Origin of the sequence: Citrobacter sp. CF971 (assembly GCF_006385635.1) — a bacterium.
GTDB lineage: Bacteria > Pseudomonadota > Gammaproteobacteria > Enterobacterales > Enterobacteriaceae > Citrobacter > Citrobacter freundii.
Genome location: NZ_CP041051.1, coordinates 2,144,172 through 2,165,779, shown reverse-complemented (window position 1 = coordinate 2,165,779; position 21,608 = coordinate 2,144,172). Strand labels below are relative to the sequence as shown.

At 50.3% G+C, this 21,608-nt stretch carries 18 protein-coding genes and 1 other RNA gene; 16 read left to right on the top strand and 3 right to left on the bottom strand.

The features are described from left to right. The first annotated feature begins 203 nt into the window (after positions 1–203). Both ydiK and rprA read left to right on the top strand, forming a co-directional pair. Complete coding sequence (ydiK, locus tag E6P06_RS13905) at positions 204–1,313, top strand: AI-2E family transporter YdiK (RefSeq protein WP_003030544.1); 1,110 nt, start codon at positions 204–206, stop codon at positions 1,311–1,313. 182 nt (positions 1,314–1,495) lie between these two features. Further along, positions 1,496–1,603: antisense sRNA RprA (rprA, locus tag E6P06_RS13900), an RNA gene on the top strand. 52 nt (positions 1,604–1,655) lie between these two features. Here the strand turns inward: rprA and E6P06_RS13895 are convergent. After that, a protein-coding gene (locus E6P06_RS13895) for an IS1-like element IS1A family transposase (protein WP_246862903.1) occupies positions 1,656–2,398 on the bottom strand; the annotation gives its coding sequence in 2 pieces (ribosomal slippage) (positions 1,656–2,149 and positions 2,149–2,398; 744 coding nt in all). A 138-nt stretch (positions 2,399–2,536) separates the two neighbouring features. Between E6P06_RS13895 and E6P06_RS13890 the strand changes: the two genes are divergently transcribed. The 7 genes from E6P06_RS13890 to E6P06_RS13860 all read left to right on the top strand — a co-directional run bounded on the left by E6P06_RS13890 (position 2,537) and on the right by E6P06_RS13860 (position 10,238). After that, positions 2,537–2,893, top strand: coding sequence for a YdiL family protein (locus E6P06_RS13890; protein ID WP_003836596.1), 357 nt, complete (start codon positions 2,537–2,539; stop codon positions 2,891–2,893). 48 nt (positions 2,894–2,941) lie between these two features. Then, positions 2,942–4,162: an MFS transporter gene (locus E6P06_RS13885; protein ID WP_139935346.1), complete on the top strand. Its 1,221-nt coding sequence runs from the start codon at positions 2,942–2,944 to the stop codon at positions 4,160–4,162. Positions 4,163–4,403: 241 nt separating this feature from the next. After that, on the top strand, positions 4,404–5,639 hold the full coding sequence (locus tag E6P06_RS13880) for an MFS transporter (RefSeq protein ID WP_003836601.1): 1,236 nt from the start codon (positions 4,404–4,406) through the stop codon (positions 5,637–5,639). Between the two features lie 21 nt (positions 5,640–5,660). Continuing rightward, positions 5,661–6,527 (top strand): quinate/shikimate dehydrogenase, encoded by an 867-nt coding sequence (gene ydiB, locus E6P06_RS13875; RefSeq protein WP_003836604.1) that lies wholly within the window; start codon positions 5,661–5,663, stop codon positions 6,525–6,527. A gap of 36 nt (positions 6,528–6,563) precedes the next feature. Then, positions 6,564–7,322, top strand: a complete 759-nt coding sequence (gene aroD, locus E6P06_RS13870) for a type I 3-dehydroquinate dehydratase (RefSeq protein WP_003836605.1) — start codon at positions 6,564–6,566, stop codon at positions 7,320–7,322. Positions 7,323–7,477: 155 nt separating this feature from the next. Beyond that, positions 7,478–9,073, top strand: coding sequence for an acyl CoA:acetate/3-ketoacid CoA transferase (locus tag E6P06_RS13865; RefSeq protein ID WP_003843475.1), 1,596 nt, complete (start codon positions 7,478–7,480; stop codon positions 9,071–9,073). Between the two features lie 13 nt (positions 9,074–9,086). Then, positions 9,087–10,238: an acyl-CoA dehydrogenase gene (locus E6P06_RS13860; protein ID WP_003836610.1), complete on the top strand. Its 1,152-nt coding sequence runs from the start codon at positions 9,087–9,089 to the stop codon at positions 10,236–10,238. 54 nt (positions 10,239–10,292) lie between these two features. On the opposite strand, the gene E6P06_RS13855 is transcribed toward E6P06_RS13860, so the two are convergent. Beyond that, positions 10,293–11,183 carry an AraC family transcriptional regulator gene (locus tag E6P06_RS13855; protein ID WP_003836612.1) on the bottom strand — a complete coding sequence of 297 codons (891 nt, stop codon included), beginning with the start codon at positions 11,181–11,183 and terminating at the stop codon, positions 10,293–10,295. Between the two features lie 475 nt (positions 11,184–11,658). On the opposite strand from E6P06_RS13855, the gene E6P06_RS13850 reads away from it, so the two are divergent. The 5 genes from E6P06_RS13850 (at position 11,659) to fadK (ending at position 16,737) form a co-directional block, all read left to right on the top strand. Then, complete coding sequence (locus tag E6P06_RS13850) at positions 11,659–12,423, top strand: electron transfer flavoprotein (RefSeq protein ID WP_003843472.1); 765 nt, start codon at positions 11,659–11,661, stop codon at positions 12,421–12,423. A gap of 21 nt (positions 12,424–12,444) precedes the next feature. After that, positions 12,445–13,380: an electron transfer flavoprotein subunit alpha gene (locus E6P06_RS13845; RefSeq protein ID WP_139935345.1), complete on the top strand. Its 936-nt coding sequence runs from the start codon at positions 12,445–12,447 to the stop codon at positions 13,378–13,380. 57 nt (positions 13,381–13,437) lie between these two features. Further along, a complete protein-coding gene (locus E6P06_RS13840; RefSeq protein WP_016150135.1) occupies positions 13,438–14,727 on the top strand; it encodes an FAD-dependent oxidoreductase in 1,290 nt (429 codons plus the stop codon). Beyond that, positions 14,724–15,017 carry a 4Fe-4S ferredoxin gene (locus E6P06_RS13835; RefSeq protein WP_003836621.1) on the top strand — a complete coding sequence of 98 codons (294 nt, stop codon included), beginning with the start codon at positions 14,724–14,726 and terminating at the stop codon, positions 15,015–15,017. Before E6P06_RS13840 ends, E6P06_RS13835 begins: the two co-directional genes overlap by 4 nt. A gap of 82 nt (positions 15,018–15,099) precedes the next feature. After that, entirely contained in the window at positions 15,100–16,737 is a 1,638-nt protein-coding gene (gene fadK, locus E6P06_RS13830) for a medium-chain fatty-acid--CoA ligase (protein ID WP_003836623.1), read from the top strand. Positions 16,738–16,804: 67 nt separating this feature from the next. On the opposite strand, the gene ppsA is transcribed toward fadK, so the two are convergent. After that, entirely contained in the window at positions 16,805–19,183 is a 2,379-nt protein-coding gene (ppsA, locus tag E6P06_RS13825; RefSeq protein WP_003836625.1) for a phosphoenolpyruvate synthase, read from the bottom strand. A gap of 327 nt (positions 19,184–19,510) precedes the next feature. Here ppsA and ppsR point away from each other — a divergent pair, with 327 nt between their 5' ends. After that, the gene (gene ppsR / locus E6P06_RS13820) at positions 19,511–20,344 is read left to right on the top strand and encodes a posphoenolpyruvate synthetase regulatory kinase/phosphorylase PpsR (protein WP_003030553.1); all 834 of its coding nucleotides are present in this window, start codon (positions 19,511–19,513) and stop codon (positions 20,342–20,344) included. Positions 20,345–20,470: 126 nt separating this feature from the next. Next, complete coding sequence (aroH, locus tag E6P06_RS13815) at positions 20,471–21,517, top strand: 3-deoxy-7-phosphoheptulonate synthase AroH (RefSeq protein WP_003030555.1); 1,047 nt, start codon at positions 20,471–20,473, stop codon at positions 21,515–21,517. Positions 21,518–21,608: the final 91 nt, after the last annotated feature.

Here is a 21,608-nt window from a genome sequence, read left to right as displayed (position 1 = left end):
CTTTCCTGCGGTCTGTGTTGTGAATTTAATCGTTTGCGTGTTGCTTTGTTTGTTGTATCACATTTTTTTCTAATACGCTCAGCAGATTTACAGGCAGAATCCGCCTGTTCAAAACCGCTGAAATTGCTCATCATTACAGGGTGTGATTTAAGTATTCACGTCGCGTCAACGTTCTGGCGCAAAGACAAAGGTGAAAAGTATTTATGGTAAATTTCCGTCAGCCCAGGGATATTGCACAAGTGCTGCTATCGGTGCTGTTTTTAGCCATCCTGATTGTGGCCTGTCTCTGGATTGTTCAGCCCTTTATCCTCGGTTTTGCCTGGGCAGGCACGATTGTCATTGCAACCTGGCCTATCCTGCTACGCTTACAAAAATTGCTCTGGGGACGCCGTTCACTTGCCGTACTGGTGATGACGCTGTTGCTGGTGCTGTTGTTCATCATCCCCATCGCGCTGCTGGTTAACAGCATCGTCGATGGCAGTGGGCCGCTGATCCATGCCGTAACCGCAGGTGATATGACACTACCGGATCTGGCATGGTTGAACAGCATTCCACTGGTGGGTGCCAAAATGTATGGCGCATGGCACAGCTTACTGGATATGGGCGGTTCGGCGATTATGGCCAAGGTTCGTCCTTATATCGGCACCACCACCACCTGGTTCGTCGGTCAGGCCGCGCATATCGGCCGCTTTATGATGCACTGTGGCCTGATGCTGCTGTTCAGTGCCCTGTTGTACTGGCGCGGTGAACAAGTCGCATTAGGTATTCGTCACTTCGCCTGCCGTCTTGCCTCAAAACGTGGAGATGCTGCCATTCTGCTGGCAGCACAAGCCATTCGCGCCGTCGCATTAGGCGTTGTGGTCACCGCTCTGGTACAGGCAGTGCTCGGGGGTATTGGTCTGGCGGTAACCGGTGTGCCGTATGCCACACTGCTGGCGGTATTGATGATCCTGTCATGTCTGGTGCAACTGGGGCCGCTACCGGTACTGATTCCGGCCATTATCTGGCTATACTGGACGGGGGATTCAACCTGGGGCACCGTGTTGCTGGTGTGGAGCGGCGTGGTCGGAACACTGGATAACGTGATTCGACCGATGCTGATTCGCATGGGTGCCGATTTGCCACTGCTCCTGATTCTCTCCGGAGTCATCGGCGGATTGATTGCCTTCGGCATGATTGGTCTGTTTATCGGTCCAGTAGTGCTGGCCGTTTCCTGGCGTCTGTTCTCCGCCTGGGTAAACGAAGCCCCTGCGCCAGGTACCAATCCGGATGAAATCCTCGAAGAAATTGCTGAAATCGAACGCAATAAGTAATCCAACATCAGGCGGCAACGCCGCCTGATTATTTAACAATACTAATCAATCTCCCTCTTACGGGATTAGAACCAACTTCGTCCCTCTTTCAATACTCATTTGTGTCGCAAATTCTTTACAGTTTTTAAACTATTGAGATGAATCTGATCGACGTAAAAAATCAGTATGCCTACTATTAGCCCATGGCTTTAGATCAACACATTGATTTATAAGCATGGAAATCCCCTGAGTGAAACAACGAATTGCTGTGTGTAGTCTTTGCCCATCTCCCACGATGGGCTTTTTTTTGTCCTTCGCACGCCACTCCACCAACCTTAACGCACCAACACATTATCTTCCCCGTCAAGGACCAAATAATATTGCACAAAATACGGTAATGACTCCAACTTGTTGATAGTGTTTTATGTTCAGATAATGCCCGATGACTTTGTCATGCAGCTCCACCGATTTTGAGAACGACAGCGACTTCCGTCCCAGCCGTGCCAGGTGCTGCCTCAGATTCAGGTTATGCCGCTCAATTCGCTGCGTATATCGCTTGCTGATTACGTGCAGCTTTCCCTTCAGGCGGGATTCATACAGCGGCCAGCCATCCGTCATCCATATCACCACGTCAAAGGGTGACAGCAGGCTCATAAGACGCCCCAGCGTCGCCATAGTGCGTTCACCGAATACGTGCGCAACAACCGTCTTCCGGAGCCTGTCATACGCGTAAAACAGCCAGCGCTGGCGCGATTTAGCCCCGACGTATCCCCACTGTTCGTCCATTTCCGCGCAGACGATGACGTCACTGCCCGGCTGTATGCGCGAGGTTACCGACTGCGGCCTGAGTTTTTTAAGTGACGTAAAATCGTGTTGAGGCCAACGCCCATAATGCGGGCAGTTGCCCGGCATCCAACGCCATTCATGGCCATATCAATGATTTTCTGGTGCGTACCGGGTTGAGAAGCGGTGTAAGTGAACTGCAGTTGCCATGTTTTACGGCAGTGAGAGCAGAGATAGCGCTGATGTCCGGCGGTGCTTTTGCCGTTACGCACCACCCCGTCAGTAGCTGAACAGGAGGGACAGCTGATAGAAACAGAAGCCACTGGAGCACCTCAAAAACACCATCATACACTAAATCAGTAAGTTGGCAGCATCACCCAAAATACTGTGACTCTCTTCAAGCCGAAATATCCACAGCAATGTTATTACTATTCCACCGTCTTTTATGAAGCGACCAAATAATGAACGCATTAGAGCTACAGGCGATCCGCCATATTTTTGCTATGACGGTGGAAGAAAGCGCCAGGTATATCGCGCGCGATGACAATGTTGTCGCCTGGCAACAATGGGAAAAGGGTGAAAGAGAAATTCCAGACGACATTGTCCGCATTTGTTCAGAAATGAAAGCCAAGAGGAAGTTAAGAATTAATGCAATTATCGACAAAATAAATAACCGCATTGGTAATAACACCATGCGTTTTTTCCCCGATCTGAACGCTTTTCAGGCGGTTTATCACCACGATGGTTTTCTCGACTGGAAAATCTATCAGTCGGCAGCTGTTGAACTCTATGCTCACGATCTCGAGCGTATGTGTTAAGAGATCGCAACGCCATACCTATTTAGCCTCTTCGCTGAGTAACACATTATGAAAAACACCTATTTCTCCACTGCGATAGGGCTGTACCTAAATTACCTGGTGCACGGCATGGGGGTCATTCTGATGAGCCTCAATATGTCTTCACTGGAACAACAGTGGCAAACCAATACCGCGGGCGTCTCGATTGTTATTTCCTCACTCGGTATCGGCCGCTTAAGCGTTTTATTAGTAGCAGGGATGCTTTCCGTTCGCTATGGTCGCAGACCATTTATTATCCTTGGTATGACCTGCTACCTGATTTTCTTTATTGGCATCATAAATACTCACAGTATTTTTCTTGCCTATGCTTTTGGTTTTTTAGCGGGAATGGCAAACAGTTTTCTCGATGCCGGAACCTATCCCAGCCTGATGGAGGCATTCCCCCGTTCACCCAGCACGGCCAATATTTTGATAAAAGCCTTCGTCTCCAGCGGTCAGTTCCTGCTGCCAATGATTATCAGTCTGCTGGTATGGGCCGAAATCTGGTTTGGCTGGTCCTTCCTGCTGGCGGCAACCGTTATGATACTCAACGGTGTGTTTTTATTTCGCTGTCGGTTTCCGCCACATCCCGGGCCTCATACCGTCATCCGGGCTCAACCGGCTGAACGGGAAACCGGACAACCTGAACATCGTTGCTCCCTGCTCGACCTTGCCAGTTACACCCTGTACGGCTACATCGCAATGGCGACATTTTACCTGGTAAGCCAGTGGCTGGCGCAATACGGACAGTTTGTCGCCGGAATGCCCTATACGTTATCTATCAAACTGTTAAGCATTTATACCTGCGGCTCTCTACTGTGCGTGCTGATCACCGCCCCGCTGGCGCGAAAAGCAGAACGCGCGACATCGATGCTGATGCTGTATACGTTTATCTCATTTGTCGCACTGCTGATGGTTTGTCTGCATCCGACACCTATCGTTGTCATTATCTTTGCGTTTGTCATCGGTTTTTCTTCCGCAGGGGGCGTTGTGCAAATCGGTTTAACGCTGATGGCCGCACGCTTTCCGCATGCGAAGGGCAAAGCGACCGGTATTTACTACAGCGCGGGCAGCATTGCGACCTTCACCATTCCATTGATAACAGCAAAACTCTCTGAAACCAGTATTGCTCACATCATGTGGTTTGATACTGGCATAGCCGCTGTTGGATTCCTGTTGGCGTTGTTTATTGGTTATCGCAGCCACATCACGTCAAAACATCAGCTAAAGATGATACAAGCCGTAAAATAAGCGTGGATGCAATATTGTTCCCCTCTTCTGCAAAATAATTGACTTCAGTTTTAAAACATCAGCAAAACACTGGCTGGCAGAGTTCGATTTCACAGTGTGTTATGCAATATACCTGGTAACTTAAACGCCATGCTATGTAGGTTCTGTGGCTGCCGCCCAGTATATTAATTACAAGGTCGCCGCAATTTAAACAATATCGACGAGCACAGAACAATTTTAAAATCCGCAAGGAGTTGTGAAAATGTCTCAAAGCAAGACCTTTAATACGCCATTTCTTTTGGCGATAATCTGTATTTATTTAAGTTATTTCCTACACGGCATTAGCGTCATTACACTGGCGCAAAATATGACCTCTCTTGCAGAAAAGTTTTCCACCGACAATGCAGGAATTGCCTATTTGATTTCAGGCATTGGTCTGGGGCGACTGGTGAGCATCTTATTCTTTGGCGTGCTCTCAGATAAATTTGGTCGTCGGGCTATCATTCTGTTAGGCGCTATTCTTTATATACTGTTCTTCTTCGGTATTCCCGCCAGCCCTAATCTGATGATTGCCTTTATTCTGGCCGTTTGCGTTGGCGTGGCAAACTCGGCACTGGATACCGGCGGGTACCCGGCGTTAATGGAATGCTTCCCTAAAGCCTCTGGCTCAGCCGTTATCCTGGTGAAAGCTATGGTCTCGTTTGGGCAGATGATCTACCCCATCGTCGTCAGCACCATGCTGCTCAACCATATCTGGTACGGTTATGCGGTCATTATCCCGGGTGCGTTGTTTGTCGTCATTACCTTGATGCTGCTAAGAAGTCGCTTCCCTGGCCAGATGGTGGATGCTGGCATCGCGAAAGATCTGCCACAGATGAACAGTAAACCGTTGGTCTGGCTGGAAGGTGTGGCATCCGTCATGTTTGGTGTTGCTGCCTTTTCGACTTTTTACGTCATCGTAGTCTGGATGCCCAAATATGCGATGGCCTTTGCCGGCATGGCAGAATCTGACGCACTGAAGACAATCTCTTACTACAGTATGGGATCATTGGTCTGCGTATTTATTTTTGCCGCTCTGTTAAAAAAATGGGTTCGACCTATTTGGGCAAATGTGTTTAACGCCGGGCTGGCAACCATCACCGCAGCCGTCATCTACTTATATCCCTCTCCGCTGGTGTGTAACGTCGGTTCATTTCTCATTGGATTCTCTGCCGCTGGCGGTATTTTACAGCTCGGTGTCTCGGTGATGTCTGAATTCTTTCCCAAGAGCAAAGCCAAAGTCACCAGTATTTATATGATGATGGGTGGCGTAGCCAACTTTATTATCCCATTAATCACCGGATACCTCTCTAACATTGGTCTGCAGTACATCATTTTGCTGGACTTTGCATTTGCTCTGCTGGCCTTCATCACCGCCATCATCGTCTTTATTCGTTACTACCGCGTATTTGATATCCCCAAAAATGATGTGCGGTTGGGCGAACGTTATTTTCAATAAATTGTTTAGAAGGAGTATCAAATGGACGTAACAGCTAAATATGAACTAATTGGTTTGATGGCCTACCCTATCAGACACAGTCTGTCACCTGAAATGCAAAATAAGGCATTAGAAAAAGCGGGATTGCCATTCACTTATATGGCATTTGAAGTCGATAACTCAACGTTTGCTAATGCAATTGCCGGGCTGAAGGCCTTAAAGATGCGTGGTACAGGGGTCTCAATGCCCAACAAGCAGCTAGCATGTGAATATGTTGATGAATTAACACCTGCCGCCAAACTGGTCGGTGCAATTAATACTATCGTCAATGATGATGGTTACCTGCGTGGTTACAATACCGATGGCACGGGTCATATTCGTGCAATTAAGGAAAGTGGTTTCGATATCAAAGGTAAAACCATGGTACTGTTGGGCGCAGGCGGTGCGTCGACAGCCATTGGTGCACAGGCAGCGATTGAAGGCATCAAAGAAATTAAACTCTTTAACCGCCAGGATGAGTTTTTTGCCAAAGCGCAGGAGTTTGCCAAACGCGTCAATGAAAACACCGACTGCGTGGTCACTGTTATCGATCTCGCAGATCGCCAGGCTTTTGCTGACGCACTTGCCAGCGCGGATATTTTAACCAACGGAACAAAAGTCGGCATGAAGCCGCTGGAAAATGAATCTCTCGTGACCGACGCTTCCCTGCTACGTCCGGAACTGCTGGTAACCGAATGCGTCTACAACCCGCATATGACCAAATTATTGCAGCAGGCACAAAGTGCTGGTTGCAAAACAATTGATGGTTACGGCATGTTGTTATGGCAAGGGGCTGAACAGTTCAAGCTCTGGACCGGGAAAGATTTCCCGCTGGAGTATGTGAAACAGGTTATGGGTTTTGCCGCCTGACGGGCAAGCATTTGTAGAATAGTTAAAGGGTAATCAATGAAAACCGTAACCGTAAGAAATCTCGTTATTGGCGATGGTGCGCCGAAGATCATTGTGTCGCTGATGGGTATAGACATCGCAACGGTAAAAAGCGAAGCGCTGGCCTATCGCGAAGCGGATTTCGACATTCTGGAATGGCGCGTTGACCATTTCGGCGATGTCTCTTCCACAGATGCCGTGCTGGAAGCGGCTCGCGCCATCCGCGATGTGATAGCGGACAAACCGCTACTTTTCACCTTCCGCAGCGCCAAAGAAGGCGGTGAACAGGCACTGTCTGTCGAAAACTATATTGCACTTAACCGCGCGGCGGTAGACAGCGGTCTGGTGGATATGATCGATCTGGAACTGTTTACCGGAGACGAACTGGTCAAAGCGACCGTCGAGCATGCGCACGCGAAAAATGTCTTTGTGATTATGTCCAATCACGATTTTCATAAGACACCAGCTGCAGAAGAGATTGTCCAGCGCCTGCGTAAAATGCAGGAACTAGGCGCAGACATCCCCAAAATTGCCTTGATGCCGCAAAATAAAGCGGATGTTCTGACGCTGCTTAGCGCCACGCTGGAAATGCAAGAACGCTATGCCGATCGCCCGATAATCACCATGTCGATGGCTAAAACAGGGGTGATTTCACGTCTGTCTGGTGAAGTTTTCGGTTCAGCGGCAACCTTTGGGGCAGTAAAAAAAGCCTCCGCTCCAGGACAAATTTCGGTCACCGACCTGCGTACTGTATTGACAATATTGCATCAGGCTTAATTACAGATATATCCATATTAATATCAGTAATGCCCTACCCCAGATATTCGTCTAACCACGGATATCTGGCCGATGATTAAACTTTATTAAATAACTCACAATATTGTTGTCGAATATAGCGACAGGTAGTCGCACGCATATAATCTGGAGTTCACATGAAATTTTCAAGACCAAATCGTATAGATGGTCGGGTACCCGTATTATCCGCAGCAGATGCAGTTAATTATATTCCTGATGAAGCAACTCTTTGTGTATTAGGTGCAGGTGGCGGTATTCTCGAAGCAACAACATTAATTAACGCGCTGGCTGAAAAATATAAAAACTCTCAGTCACCACGAAATCTAGCGTTGATTAGCCCTACAGGTCTGGGTGACCGTGCCGACCGGGGAATTAGCCCGCTGGCACAGGAAGGCTTAGTCAAATGGGCATTATGCGGACACTGGGGACAATCACCACGAATCTCCGACCTGGCGGAACAAAATAAAATTGCCGCCTATAACTATCCTCAGGGCGTATTAACCCAAACCCTGCGTGCATCGGCAGCCCACCAGCCAGGGATCCTCAGTGATATCGGCATCGGTACATTTGTTGACCCTCGCCAACAGGGCGGTAAGCTGAATGAAGTGACCACCGAAGATCTGATCAAATTGGTGGAAATTGATAACAAAGAGTACCTGTATTACAAAGCCATTGCGCCAAACATCGCCTTTATTCGCGCCACCACCTGTGACAGCGAAGGCTATGCCACCTTTGAAGATGAAGTTATGTATCTTGATGCGCTGGTGATTGCCCAGGCCGTACACAATAACGGCGGCATCGTTATGATGCAGGTGCAAAAAATGGTGAAGAAAGCCACTTTGCATCCGAAGTCGGTACGTATTCCCGGCTATCTGGTCGATATTGTGGTCATCGACCCCGACCAAACGCAACTGTACGGTGGTGCGCCGGTTAACCGCTTTATCTCTGGCGATTTTGTGCTCGATGACAGCCAACAAACTGCCCTGCCGCTCAATCAGCGTAAACTGGTGGCCCGACGCGCCCTGTTTGAAATGCGCAAAGGTGCGGTCGGCAACGTTGGCGTAGGTATTGCCGATGGCATTGGTCTCGTCGCGCGCGAAGAAGGCTGTGCTGACGATTTTATTCTGACAGTCGAAACGGGTCCGATTGGCGGCATCACCTCTCAAGGCATTGCTTTCGGTGCCAACGTCAACACTCGCGCCATTCTGGATATGACGTCCCAGTTTGACTTCTATCACGGTGGCGGGCTGGATGTGTGCTATTTAAGTTTTGCCGAAGTGGATCGCCACGGCAACGTCGGCGTACACAAATTCAATGGCAAAATCATGGGTACCGGCGGTTTTATCGATATTAGCGCCACTTCCAAAAAAATTATTTTCTGCGGCACGTTAACTGCCGGAAGTCTGAAAACGGAAGTTGCGGACGGTAAGTTAAATATCGTGCAGGAAGGTCGGGTGAAAAAATTCGTTAATGAATTACCTGAAGTGACTTTCAGCGGAAAAATTGCCCTCGAACGTGGACTTGATGTGCGTTACATCACTGAACGCGCTGTATTTACGTTAAAAGCAGATGGTCTTCATTTAATCGAAATTGCACCGGGAGTCTCTTTACAGGAAGACATCCTGGACAAAATGGATTTCACACCGATTATTTCCCCAGACCTGAAATTGATGGACGAAAGATTATTTATCGATGCCTCGATGGGCTTTGTATTACCCGACGCAGCCAATTAAAAGGAGTACCCTGATGGACTTTTCATTAACTGAAGAACAAGAACTGTTGCTTGCCAGCATTCGTGAGCTGATTACCAGCAATTTCCCGGAGGAGTATTTCCGTACCTGCGATCAGACGGCGACTTATCCGAAGGAATTTATGCGAGCCCTTGCGGACAACGGCATTTCGATGCTGGGCGTTCCGGAAGAGTTTGGCGGCATACCGGCTGATTACGTCACCCAGATGCTGGCGCTGATGGAAGTGTCAAAATGTGGCGCGCCCGCTTTTTTGATCACTAACGGTCAGTGCATCCACAGCATGCGACGTTTTGGCTCCGCCGAGCAGCTGCGTAAAACAGCAGAAAGCACCATGGAAACGGGCGATCCGGCGTATGCGCTGGCATTAACCGAGCCGGGAGCAGGCTCCGATAATAATAGTGCCACCACCAGCTACACCCGCAAAAATGGCAAGGTGTATCTCAACGGGCAAAAAACGTTTATCACTGGCGCTAAAGAGTATCCATACATGCTGGTACTGGCTCGCGACCCGGAGCCGAAAGATCCGAAGAAAGCCTTTACGTTGTGGTGGGTGGATTCTAAGAAACCGGGCATTAAGGTTAACCCGCTGCATAAAATCGGCTGGCACATGTTAAGCACCTGCGAAGTCTATCTTGATGACGTTGAAGTGGACGAAAGCGATATGGTCGGCGAAGAAGGCATGGGCTTCCTCAACGTAATGTACAACTTCGAAATGGAACGCCTGATCAACGCCGCGCGCAGCACGGGTTTTGCCGAATGCGCCTTCGAAGATGCCGCCCGCTACGCTAACCAGCGCATCGCATTTGGTAAGCCGATCGGTCATAACCAGATGATCCAGGAAAAACTGGCGCTGATGGCAATCAAAATTGAAAACATGCGCAATATGGTGCTGAAGGTCGCCTGGCAGGCCGATCAGGAACAGTCGCTGCGAACCAGTGCGGCACTGGCAAAACTGTATTGTGCACGTACGGCAATGGAAGTGATTGACGACGCAATTCAGATCATGGGCGGACTGGGTTACACCGATGAAGCACGCGTATCCCGATTCTGGCGCGATGTCCGCTGTGAGCGCATTGGCGGTGGTACCGATGAAATCATGATTTACGTCGCGGGTCGCCAAATCCTAAAGGATTATCAGAATAAGTAAGCGGTATAACTGACCGGATAGCGCAGATACGCTATCCGGGACGGTGCGGGAGAATCAAACTTCAGGCATCAAGCATTCCTGCTCAGCAAGGTTATTTTTAAACTGCTTACGATAATCGCTGGGAGTACACCCCACATGCCGCTGAAAAAGTTTGGCAAAATGATCGACGTTTTCATACCCTACCCGCCACGAAATTTCCGCCAACGAGGCCTCCGTATTGGTCAGGGAAAATTTCGCTTCTGTCATTCGCCGTTGAATAACATAATTGATGGGTGATATACGATACTCGCGGGTAAATTCATGGCAGATATAGCTCACGCTGGCGCGGAATTTTTTAGATAACTGTTCGAGAGTAATTTTTTCGCGGAAGTTGTTATTTAAATAGACCAATACATCTTTAATTAAGACATCTTTTTTAATATATCCCTGTTCAGAGCGGTAAGCATTTTTAAAGTTTTCGTAATATAACACGGTTAATGCATACGCGAATGCGTCATAAGCGGAAGACGTCAGGTTGTTCTTGCTCTGCGGGAGCATCACCCCCAGCTCATTAAAAATACTCTTAATAACCTCTTTACCCTGGCTGACGCTAATGACCGGACACGAGTGCATCTGCAATAGCTGATTGTCCTGCCAACTGTTAAACCGGAAACCGTAGAGTGCGCAGGTGTAAGTGGTAGCAGGTGCGCTGCTATCAGATGCAACCGCATGCAATCGCCCTTGCTCAATCACCACAATGTCCCCGGCATGCGCGACATACAGCGAAGAGTCGATGATTAATCTTGCAACCCCCTTTTTAACATAGATAAGCTCCGTTTCATTATCATGAACATGATGTCCGGACTCCCAGTTAGGATCATCGCTAATGACGAATCGGGAAAATCTCGGCGTTTTCCCCTGCTCAAAAAGGGTCTCAATGGCATTATCAAAGCAGCGTTGATACATGACAACCTCCACCTAAAGGCAGTAATTTTGTGAATAATGAATATCGAAAAGTGAAAACGATAATAACGTTATACAACGTTATTCCTTGCTGGCGAAACAAAATTATTTGCGTCGACTGCAAGATGATACCTCCTGCCTCATTGCGTTGTTTTCCACGTTTATTTCCGTTTGATAAAAAACGAAAAGAATAAATGTTATTAATTCAACATTAACAATTTACATATCAGAAACAAATTAAGCGTAAAAACGATAAAAAACATGATGCATTTCGCAATTATCCTTCCCTGGTTTGTTTGCTCTTTTTTCTCTTCAGTACACAAGGCCGAGCTCTCGTTTATAAAACAAGCATTCCCGCAGCACTTTTTTTTTGCAAGATTGTTGGGAATGAAAACAGATTGCCCCGTCGAAAACTGTCCCCTCTCTGCCGCAAACTATTTTCAGTTAATTTTCCCTACTGTGGATGACTGGAGATGCCATGAAAATAATAACCTGCTTTAAGTTGGTGCCTGAAGAACAGGACATTGTTGTTACCCCACAGCATTCGCTTAACTTTGACCGGGCCGATGCCAAAATCAGCCAGTTTGATCTGAATGCGATTGAGGCCGCGGCGCAACTGAGTGCGGAGGGTGATGAAATCGTCGCTTTAACCGTGGGCGGATCGCTACTGCAAAATTCCAAAGTGCGTAAAGACGTGCTGTCACGTGGACCGGACAGTTTGTTCATGGTGCAGGATCCGCAATTGGAGCATTCATTGCCCCGCGACACCGCTCAGGCGCTGGCCTGCGCGGCCAAAAATATGAATTTCGACCTGATGCTGTTCGGAGAAGGATCGGGGGATATCTATGCCCAACAGGTTGGCTTACTGGTTGGCGAACTGTTGCAACTCCCGGTGATTAACGCCGTCAGCAACATCCAACGTAACGGCGACCGCATTGTGGTTGAGCGCGTGCTGGAAGACGAGGTTGAAGTGATTGACCTGCCGCTCCCCGCCGTACTCTGCGTAACCTCGGATATCAACACGCCGCGTATTCCCTCAATGAAAGCCATTCTCGGCGCGGGTAAAAAGCCCGTCACACCATGGCAAGCCAGCAATATTGGCTGGACGCCTGCGTCACCGTTAGCGGAACTGGTAAGCCTCACCGTACCGCCACAAACGGAACGTAAGCATATCATTCTGGAAAATGACTCGGCTGAAGCCATTGCCGAACTGGCTGAACACCTGAAAAAAGCCCTGAACTAAGCTCAACGGAGAGAAATTGTCATGAGTAAATTAGCTAACGTATGGGTGTTCAGCGATAACGTAGAACGCTATGCAGAATTAATGACCGGCGCGCGTCAGTGGGGTGAGTATGTCCATCTTATTGTACAAGGCAGCGAACAGGCTAATCAGGTTAAACCTCTGGGTGCCGATGAAATAATCGTGCTCGAAGCCCCCTCCGGTTTACAGCGTGTAGAAAATTACGCCGAAACCATCGCGGCGCTGATGCAAGAACACGCCGGAATGCTGTTGATGCCAGCCACAAAGCGCGCGAAATCACTTGGGGCACGGTTAAGCATCCAACTCAATGCCGCGATGGTGAACGACGCAATATCGGTGACTCTTGAGGATGGCACAGTGTTCGCAGAGCACCGAATGTATGGTGGGCTGGCATTCGGCAAAGAAAAAATCAAAAGCGCGCTGGCAATTATCACTCTTGCCCCTGGCCTGCTTGAACCCGTAGCAGAAAACGCCTCGCACAACTGCCCTGTTGTCCCAGCAGCTTACATCGCACCGCTTCATGAAATTATGTGCCAGGAACGTCGCGCTAAATCCGTGAGCAGCGTAGACCTCAGTAAAGCCAAACGTGTGGTTGGCGTGGGTCGCGGCCTGGTTGCGCAACATGATCTGCAGATGGTGCATCAGTTGGCATCGGTACTGGGGGCAGAAGTGGGCTGTTCACGCCCGATCGCCGAAGGCGAAAACTGGATGGAGCGCGAACGCTACATTGGCGTTTCTGGTGTGTTACTGAAGTCAGACCTTTATCTGACGTTGGGCATTTCAGGACAAATTCAGCATATGGTCGGTGGTAACGGCGCGAAAGTCATTGTTGCTATCAACAAAGACAAGAAAGCCCCTATTTTCAATTATGCCGATTACGGCCTGGTAGGCGACATCTACAAAGTTGTTCCGGCCCTTATCGAACATCTCAGCCGCTAATCCCCCCATTTAACGCACATCTCCCGCTGCCCTTACAGCGGGAAGGGAGCATAAAGCATGTCAGATGAAAAATTTGATGCCATTGTGGTCGGTGCTGGCGTGGCGGGTACGGTTGCAGGCTACGTTATGGCTCTGTCCGGACTGGACGTGCTGGTCATTGAGCGCGGAAACAGTGCAGGCAGTAAAAATATGACCGGCGGAAGACTCTACGCGCATAGCCTTGAGCGCATCATGCCAGGGTTCGCGCAGGAGGCGCCGCTCGAGCGTAAAGTCACCCGCGAAAAAATCTCCTTTCTGACCGAAGAAAGCGCCGTCACTCTCGATTTCCATCGTGAAAAAGCTGACGCACCAACGCAGGATTCGTATACCGTTTTGCGCAACAGACTTGACCCATGGCTAATGGAAAAAGCGGAACAAGCTGGCGTGCAGTTCATCCCCGGTGTGCGCGTCGATGCTCTGATCCGCGAAGGTAATAAGGTCACCGGAGTCCAGGCCGGTGACGATATCCTGGAAGCCAATATTGTCATCCTGGCCGATGGCGTCAACTCTATGCTGGGGCGGTCCCTGGGGATGGTTCCTCCCTCTTCTGCACATCACTATGCCGTTGGCGTAAAAGAGCTGATCGGCTTACCTCCAGCGGTCATTGCAGATCGCTTCAACCTTTCAGGTAATGAAGGCGCGGCCTGGCTGTTTGCAGGCTCACCGTCTGATGGATTGATGGGAGGAGGTTTTTTGTATACCAACCAGGACTCCATCTCTCTGGGGCTGGTGTGTGGTCTGGGGGATATTGCCCATGCCACAAAAAGTATTCCACAAATGCTGGAAGACTTTAAGCAACATCCAACTATTCGACCATTGATTGCCGGTGGTGAATTACTGGAATATTCCGCGCATATGGTGTCGGAAGGCGGTCTGGCAATGGTTCCAAAGCTGGTCGATGACGGTGTGATGATCGTCGGTGATGCCGCCGGTTTCTGTTTGAACCTGGGTTTCACGGTGCGAGGTATGGATTTGGCCATCGCTTCCGCAGAAGCCGCTGCCCAAACAGCCATTGCAGCAAAAGAACGACAGGATTTCTCTGCCAGCAGCCTGATGGACTACAAACGCGCGCTTGAACAAGGCTGTGTGATGCGTGATTTACAACATTTTCGCAAGATCCCAGCGTTGATGGAAAACCCACGTCTGTTCACCCAGTATCCGCGTATGGTGGCCGACATCATGAGCGATATGTTCACCGTTGACGGACGTCCAAATCAACCGGTTCGCAAGATGATTATGTCCCATGCCAAACAAATCGGACTGATGAACTTACTGAAAGACGGTATCAAGGGGGCAACTGCACTATGAGTCAGGACAATACTGTTAACGTTGACGTCAAACTGGGCGTCAATAAATTCAATGTCGATGAAGGCCACCCGCACATCATCCTGGCCGAACATCCAGACCTTAATGAATTTCGCAAGCTGCTGAAAGCCTGCCCCGCCGGGCTGTATAAGCAGGACGAGAGTGGAAACATTCATTTTGATTCTGCTGGTTGCCTGGAGTGCGGAACGTGTCGAGTACTGTGCGGCGACACGATCCTCGACCAATGGGAATATCCGGTCGGAACATTTGGCATTGATTTTCGCTACGGCTAACGGATTTTGCCTGTAGTACACCGGTTCGGCCACGCCGGCCATCCGGTCAGATGTATGCCGAAATCATCCAGGGAATAACTTCATGAGTATCACACTAACGTTTAACGCCGAACGTCGCGAAGTCTGGCGGCAACAGGGTTTATGGGGAGATGCTTCGCTTGGCGATTACTGGAACCAAACTGCCAGAGCCATGCCAGATAAAATCGCGGTGGTTGATAACCATGGCGCTTCATACACCTATGCTGCACTCGATAGCGCGGCCAGCAATCTGGCAACCTGGTTTTTAGCCTGCGGTATTCAACCTGGCGATCGCATTGCCTTCCAGCTACCGGGCTGGTGCGAGTTTACGATTATCTACCTGGCCTGCCTGAAAACCGGGGCCGTTTCCGTACCGCTGCTGCCAGCGTGGCGTGAAGCAGAGATGGTATGGGTGTTGAATAAGTGCAAGGCGAAGATTTTTTTCGCACCGACGCTGTTTAAACAGACCCGACCGGTCGATCTGATCCTGCCCTTACAAAACCAGTTGCCACATCTGCAACAGATCGTTGCCGTGGATAAACTGGCTCCGGCAACGACCTCGCTAGCGCTCAGCCAACTGCTTTTAGCTCCGCCATTAACCCAAACGATTAATGTTCACGCCGATGAACTGGCGGCGGTGTTGTTTACCTCCGGTACCGAGGGAATGCCAAAAGGCGTAATGCTGACCCACAACAACATCCTTGCCAGCGAGCGCGCCTACTGTGCCCGTCTTAATCTCACCTGGCAGGATGTGTTTTTAATGCCAGCACCACTGGGACACGCTACCGGTTTTCTGCATGGCGTTACCGCACCGTTTTTAATCGGCGCACGCAGCGTATTGTTAGATATTTTCACCCCAGCCGCCTGTCTTGAACTGCTGGAACAACAACGCTGTACCTGTGTGCTCGGCGCAACGCCCTTCGTCTACGACATGTTGTGTAGCATGGATAAACGGCCAAGCGATCTCTCATCGCTACGCTTTTTCTTATGTGGGGGCACAACCATTCCACAGAAGATTGCCCGTGACTGCCAGCAGCTCGGCATAAAATTATTAAGCATTTATGGCTCGACAGAGAGTTCCCCGCATGCGCTGGTCAATCTCGATGATTCGCTTTCTCGCATGATGGATACCGACGGATATGCTGCTGCAGGCGTCGAAATTAAAGTGGTGGATGAAGCACGCAATACGTTGCCTGCGGGTGTAGAAGGCGAAGAAGCCTCACGCGGTCCCAATGTGTTTATGGGCTATCTCGATGAACCCGAACTCACCGCCCGTGCGCTGGATCAAGACGGCTGGTATTACAGCGGCGACTTATGCCGAATGGACGATGCGGGGTACATCAAAATCACCGGACGGAAAAAAGATATCATTGTCCGCGGTGGAGAAAACATCAGCAGCCGCGAAGTTGAGGATATTTTATTGCAGCACCCCCGCATTCACGATGCCTGCGTTGTCGCGATGCCGGACGAACGCTTAGGTGAAAGGTCATGTGCTTATGTGGTGCTAAAACCGCCGCATCATTCGCTGTCACTGGAGTCAGTGGTAGCCTTTTTTAGTCGCAAGCGGGTGGCAAAGTACAAATACCCTGAGCACATTGTGATCGTGGAGAAATTACCACGCACAGCGTCCGGTAAAGTACAAAAATACCAACTGCGTCAGGATATTATTCAGCGTTTGAGCGTGGAGAGTGTTGCAGGATAAAGTGCCGGATGGCGACGCTAGCGTATCTTATCCGGCCTACGTTGAATAGGCCGGATAAGGCATGATGTTACTTGTTCAGTTCAGCCAGACTTAGCCAGGTCTGTACGACAGTGTCCGGGTTCAGCGACAGGCTGTCGATCCCCTCTTCCATCAGCCAGGCCGCAAAGTCTTCATGGTCAGATGGGCCCTGACCGCAAATACCCACGTATTTGCCCTGTTTCTTGGCTGCACGAATCGCCATTGACAGCAGCGCTTTCACCGCGTCGTTACGCTCATCAAACAGTTCAGAAACCACACCAGAGTCACGATCCAGCCCCAGCGCCAACTGCGTCATGTCGTTTGAGCCGATGGAGAAGCCGTCGAAGTACTCGAGGAACTGCTCGGCCAGCAAGGCGTTAGACGGGATCTCACACATCATGATGATCTTCAGTCCGTTCTCACCGCGTTTCAGCCCCTGGCGTGCCAGCTCTTCCACCACCGCTTTCGCCTGGGCAACGGTACGTACAAACGGTACCATCACTTCAACGTTAGTCAGGCCCATGTCGTTACGGACACGTTTTACTGCGTCACATTCCAGCGCGAAGCAGTCGCGGAAGCTATCGGCAACATAACGGCCCGCCCCACGGAAGCCCAGCATCGGGTTCTCTTCATGCGGTTCATAACGCTCACCGCCGACCAGGTTGGCATATTCGTTGGACTTAAAGTCAGACATACGCACGATGACGCGTTTAGGATAAAACGCCGCCCCCAGCGTCGCGATCCCTTCCGTCAGACGACCAACGTAGAATTCACGCGGAGAATCGAAACCTTTCATCATGGCGCGGATTTCATTTTGTAGCTCAGGCGTCTGGTCATCAAACTCCAGCAGTGCACGCGGGTGTACGCCAATCATACGGTTGATGATAAATTCCAGACGCGCCAGACCAACACCTTCGTTTGGCAGGCAGGCGAAGTCGAAAGCGCGGTCCGGGTTACCGACGTTCATCATCACCTTCAACGGCAGATCCGGCATGGTCTCCACGCTGGAACTCTTCACGCTAAAATCGAGCATGTCAGCGTAAACATAACCGGTGTCGCCTTCGGCACAAGAGACAGTAACCTTCTCACCATCTTTCATGCGCTCGGTCGCATCGCCACAGCCCACCACGGCAGGGATCCCCAGCTCACGGGCAATGATTGCCGCGTGACAGGTACGACCGCCACGGTTGGTGACAATCGCCGCTGCTTTCTTCATGATCGGTTCCCAGTCCGGATCGGTCATGTCGGTAACCAGTACGTCGCCTGGTTCGATACGGTTCATTTCGCTGATGTCCTGGATGACTTTGACCGAACCCGCGCCAATGCGGTGACCGATAGCACGACCTTCAGCAATAATTTTACCCTGCGCATGCAGCGTATAACGCTCCATCACCTGGCCACGAGAACGCACGGTTTCCGGGCGCGCCTGCACAATGAACAGCTTGCCGGTATGACCGTCTTTCGCCCATTCGATATCCATCGGACGACCGTAGTGCTTCTCGATCTGCACCGCCTGCTTGGCCAGTTCCTGCACTTCTTCGTTAGTCAGGGAGAAAATGTCGCGTTGTTCCTGCGGCACATCTTCGATCGTTACCTGCTTACCGTGTTCCTGGGTCGGCGCGTAGATCATGCGGATTTTTTTCGAACCCATGGTGCGACGAACGATAGCCGGACGGTTAGCCGCCAGCGTCGGTTTATGCACGTAGAATTCATCCGGGTTAACGGCCCCCTGCACGACCATCTCGCCCAGGCCCCATGCAGAGGTGATAAACACCACCTGATCGAAACCGGATTCGGTATCGATGGAGAACATGACGCCGGAAGACGCGAGGTCAGAACGCACCATCCGCTGCACACCCGCAGAGAGCGCTACGCCACGATGGTCATAACCCTGGTGGACACGATAAGAGATCGCGCGGTCGTTAAACAGCGAAGCAAATACGTGTTTGATGGCAACCAGCACGGCATCAAATCCCTGGACGTTGAGGAAGGTTTCCTGCTGACCGGCAAATGACGCATCTGGCATATCTTCTGCGGTTGCGGAAGATCGCACAGCAAAAGAGGCATGGGCATCGTCCGCTGACAGCTGCGCGTAGGCATCGCGGACGGCATTTTCCAGCTCCGGCTGGAAAGGAGTGTCGATAATCCACTGGCGGATCTGCGCGCCGGCTTTTGCAAGCTCGGTGACATCGTCAATATCCGTTTTATCCAGCAGCTCATAAATGCGCTGGTTTACACCGCTCTGGTCCAGAAACTGGTTAAACGCGTCGGCGGTCGTTGCAAAACCATTCGGTACGGAAACACCCATACCTGAAAGGTTAGTAATCATTTCACCCAGGGAGGCATTTTTGCCCCCAACTCTGTCTACATCATTCATGCCGAGTTGGTTATACCAAAGCACCAGCGGTGACGAGCCATTGTTGGACATCGAACAATCCTTATATTTGAACGAGGTTAGGAAACTCAATTTTGCGTAATTATCTTTGCATATTTACTCCAGCGAAAAAAACGGTGAATCGTTCAAGCAACTTTATTTTTTATTTTTTCAGATTGTTTCCGCATTTGCGCAAACCCGCGAGCCACAGGGGATCTCCACAAAAACTACCGGTATAAACATTTGTTCCGAAAAATGAAATGTACTTTTCATTAATTATAAAAATACCGTTTCATTTTATAAAAAAGATGCAGCAATATTCGCTTCTGGCGAATTTTAATTTATGCTTTCAGAGAATTATGTCTGCCCAGGATGAGCAAAATGGATAATGCTGTTGATCGTCACGTATTTTATATTTCTGATGGTACGGCCATCACCGCCGAGGTCTTGGGTCACGCGGTGATGTCGCAATTTCCGGTCACGATCAGCAGCATTACGCTGCCGTTTGTGGAAAATGAGAGTCGTGCGCGCGCAGTTAAAGACCAGATTGACGCGATCTACCAACAAACTGGCGTGCGCCCTTTGGTGTTTTACTCCATCGTCCTGCCCGAAATTCGCTCAATCATTCTGCAAAGCGAGGGATTTTGTCAGGATATAGTGCAGGCGCTGGTTGCCCCACTACAACACGAGATGAAGCTCGACCCTACACCTATCGCCCATCGCACGCACGGTCTGAATCCCGGTAACCTCAACAAGTACGACGCGCGCATTGCCGCCATTGACTACACCCTCGCCCACGACGACGGTATTTCGTTGCGCAACCTCGATCAGGCCCAGGTGATCCTGCTCGGTGTTTCTCGTTGCGGCAAAACCCCAACCAGTTTGTATCTGGCCATGCAGTTTGGTATCCGCGCCGCCAACTACCCCTTTATTGCCGATGATATGGATAATTTGGTGCTGCCCGCCTCCCTCAAGCCGCTGCAGCATAAGCTGTTCGGTCTGACTATCGACCCTGAGCGCCTGGCGGCCATCCGCGAAGAGCGCCGTGAGAACAGCCGTTACGCCTCGCTGCGACAGTGCCGAATGGAAGTTGCTGAGGTAGAAGCGCTGTACCGGAAAAACCAGATCCCCTGGCTGAACAGTACCAATTATTCGGTAGAAGAGATTGCTACCAAGATCCTCGATATCATGGGACTGAATCGCCGCATGTACTAGAATGCTAGTGCATTGGTTCGATTTTTTGTTATTATGCTCGCCACCAGGCAGGATGAGTGTGATATTGTGATGTACATCACTTCCCGGTAGTCCTGCCGTTGAAGCAACAAATTTCTGAGACAAGTAATGAACAGAACCGATGAACTCCGTACTGCGCGTATTGACAACCTGGTCACTCCAGCAGAGCTTGCGCAACGGCATCCTGTTTCATCCTCCGTCGCCCGTCATGTTACGGACTCCCGACGTCGGATAGAAAAAATTTTAAATGGTGAAGACCCCCGTTTACTGGTGATCGTAGGTCCCTGCTCGATTCACGATCTTGATGCCGCGATGGAATACGCGACACGATTACAGGCGCTGCGCACAAAGCACCAGGCGCGTCTGGAAATCGTGATGCGTACCTATTTTGAAAAGCCACGCACCGTCGTGGGTTGGAAAGGCCTGATTTCCGACCCGGATTTGAACGGCAGTTATCGTGTAAACCACGGTATTGAACTGGCGCGAAAACTGCTGTTGCAGGTCAACGAACTGGGCGTCCCCACGGCGACTGAATTCCTCGACATGGTGACCGGCCAGTTTATTGCCGATTTAATCAGTTGGGGAGCTATTGGCGCGCGCACCACCGAAAGTCAGATCCATCGTGAAATGGCCTCCGCGCTCTCCTGCCCGGTCGGTTTTAAGAACGGAACGGATGGCAACACGCGCATCGCCGTCGATGCGATTCGCGCCTCCCGCGCCAGTCACATGTTCCTCTCGCCGGATAAAACCGGTCAGATGACCATTTATCAGACCAGCGGTAACCCTTACGGGCATATCATCATGCGTGGCGGTAAAAAGCCGAATTATTATGCTGAAGATATTGCCGCCGCCTGCGATACCCTGCACGAATTTTCCCTGCCTGAGCATCTGGTGGTCGATTTTAGCCACGGCAATTGCCAGAAGCAGCATCGTCGTCAGTTGGACGTTTGTGACGACGTGTGCCAGCAAATTCGTAACGGTTCGACGGCAATTGCCGGGATCATGGCGGAGAGTTTCCTGCGTGAAGGTACGCAAAAAATCGTTAGCGGCCAGCCGTTGGTTTACGGTCAGTCTATTACCGACCCGTGCCTGAACTGGGAAGATACTGAACTGTTGGTTGAAAAACTCGCCTCTGCGGTTGATAGCCGTTTTTAATGCTGTTCGCCGGGCAATATCACTTTGCCCGGTGCTAATCCTTTGTTTTTCCCCGATTATTGTGCAAAAAACGTTCTCGTCACAATTATTT

Coding starts and splice junctions, on each gene's coding strand:
- E6P06_RS13860 (WP_003836610.1), top strand. CDS start 9,087: ATGGACTTTTCATTAACTGAAGAACAAGAACTGTTGCTTGCCAGCATT.
- E6P06_RS13850 (WP_003843472.1), top strand. CDS start 11,659: ATGAAAATAATAACCTGCTTTAAGTTGGTGCCTGAAGAACAGGACATT.
- E6P06_RS13890 (WP_003836596.1), top strand. CDS start 2,537: ATGAACGCATTAGAGCTACAGGCGATCCGCCATATTTTTGCTATGACG.
- E6P06_RS13855 (WP_003836612.1), bottom strand. CDS start 11,183: ATGTATCAACGCTGCTTTGATAATGCCATTGAGACCCTTTTTGAGCAG.
- fadK (WP_003836623.1), top strand. CDS start 15,100: ATGAGTATCACACTAACGTTTAACGCCGAACGTCGCGAAGTCTGGCGG.
- E6P06_RS13885 (WP_139935346.1), top strand. CDS start 2,942: ATGAAAAACACCTATTTCTCCACTGCGATAGGGCTGTACCTAAATTAC.
- aroD (WP_003836605.1), top strand. CDS start 6,564: ATGAAAACCGTAACCGTAAGAAATCTCGTTATTGGCGATGGTGCGCCG.
- E6P06_RS13865 (WP_003843475.1), top strand. CDS start 7,478: ATGAAATTTTCAAGACCAAATCGTATAGATGGTCGGGTACCCGTATTA.
- ydiB (WP_003836604.1), top strand. CDS start 5,661: ATGGACGTAACAGCTAAATATGAACTAATTGGTTTGATGGCCTACCCT.
- E6P06_RS13835 (WP_003836621.1), top strand. CDS start 14,724: ATGAGTCAGGACAATACTGTTAACGTTGACGTCAAACTGGGCGTCAAT.
- E6P06_RS13840 (WP_016150135.1), top strand. CDS start 13,438: ATGTCAGATGAAAAATTTGATGCCATTGTGGTCGGTGCTGGCGTGGCG.
- E6P06_RS13880 (WP_003836601.1), top strand. CDS start 4,404: ATGTCTCAAAGCAAGACCTTTAATACGCCATTTCTTTTGGCGATAATC.
- aroH (WP_003030555.1), top strand. CDS start 20,471: ATGAACAGAACCGATGAACTCCGTACTGCGCGTATTGACAACCTGGTC.
- E6P06_RS13845 (WP_139935345.1), top strand. CDS start 12,445: ATGAGTAAATTAGCTAACGTATGGGTGTTCAGCGATAACGTAGAACGC.
- ppsA (WP_003836625.1), bottom strand. CDS start 19,183: ATGTCCAACAATGGCTCGTCACCGCTGGTGCTTTGGTATAACCAACTC.
- ydiK (WP_003030544.1), top strand. CDS start 204: ATGGTAAATTTCCGTCAGCCCAGGGATATTGCACAAGTGCTGCTATCG.
- ppsR (WP_003030553.1), top strand. CDS start 19,511: ATGGATAATGCTGTTGATCGTCACGTATTTTATATTTCTGATGGTACG.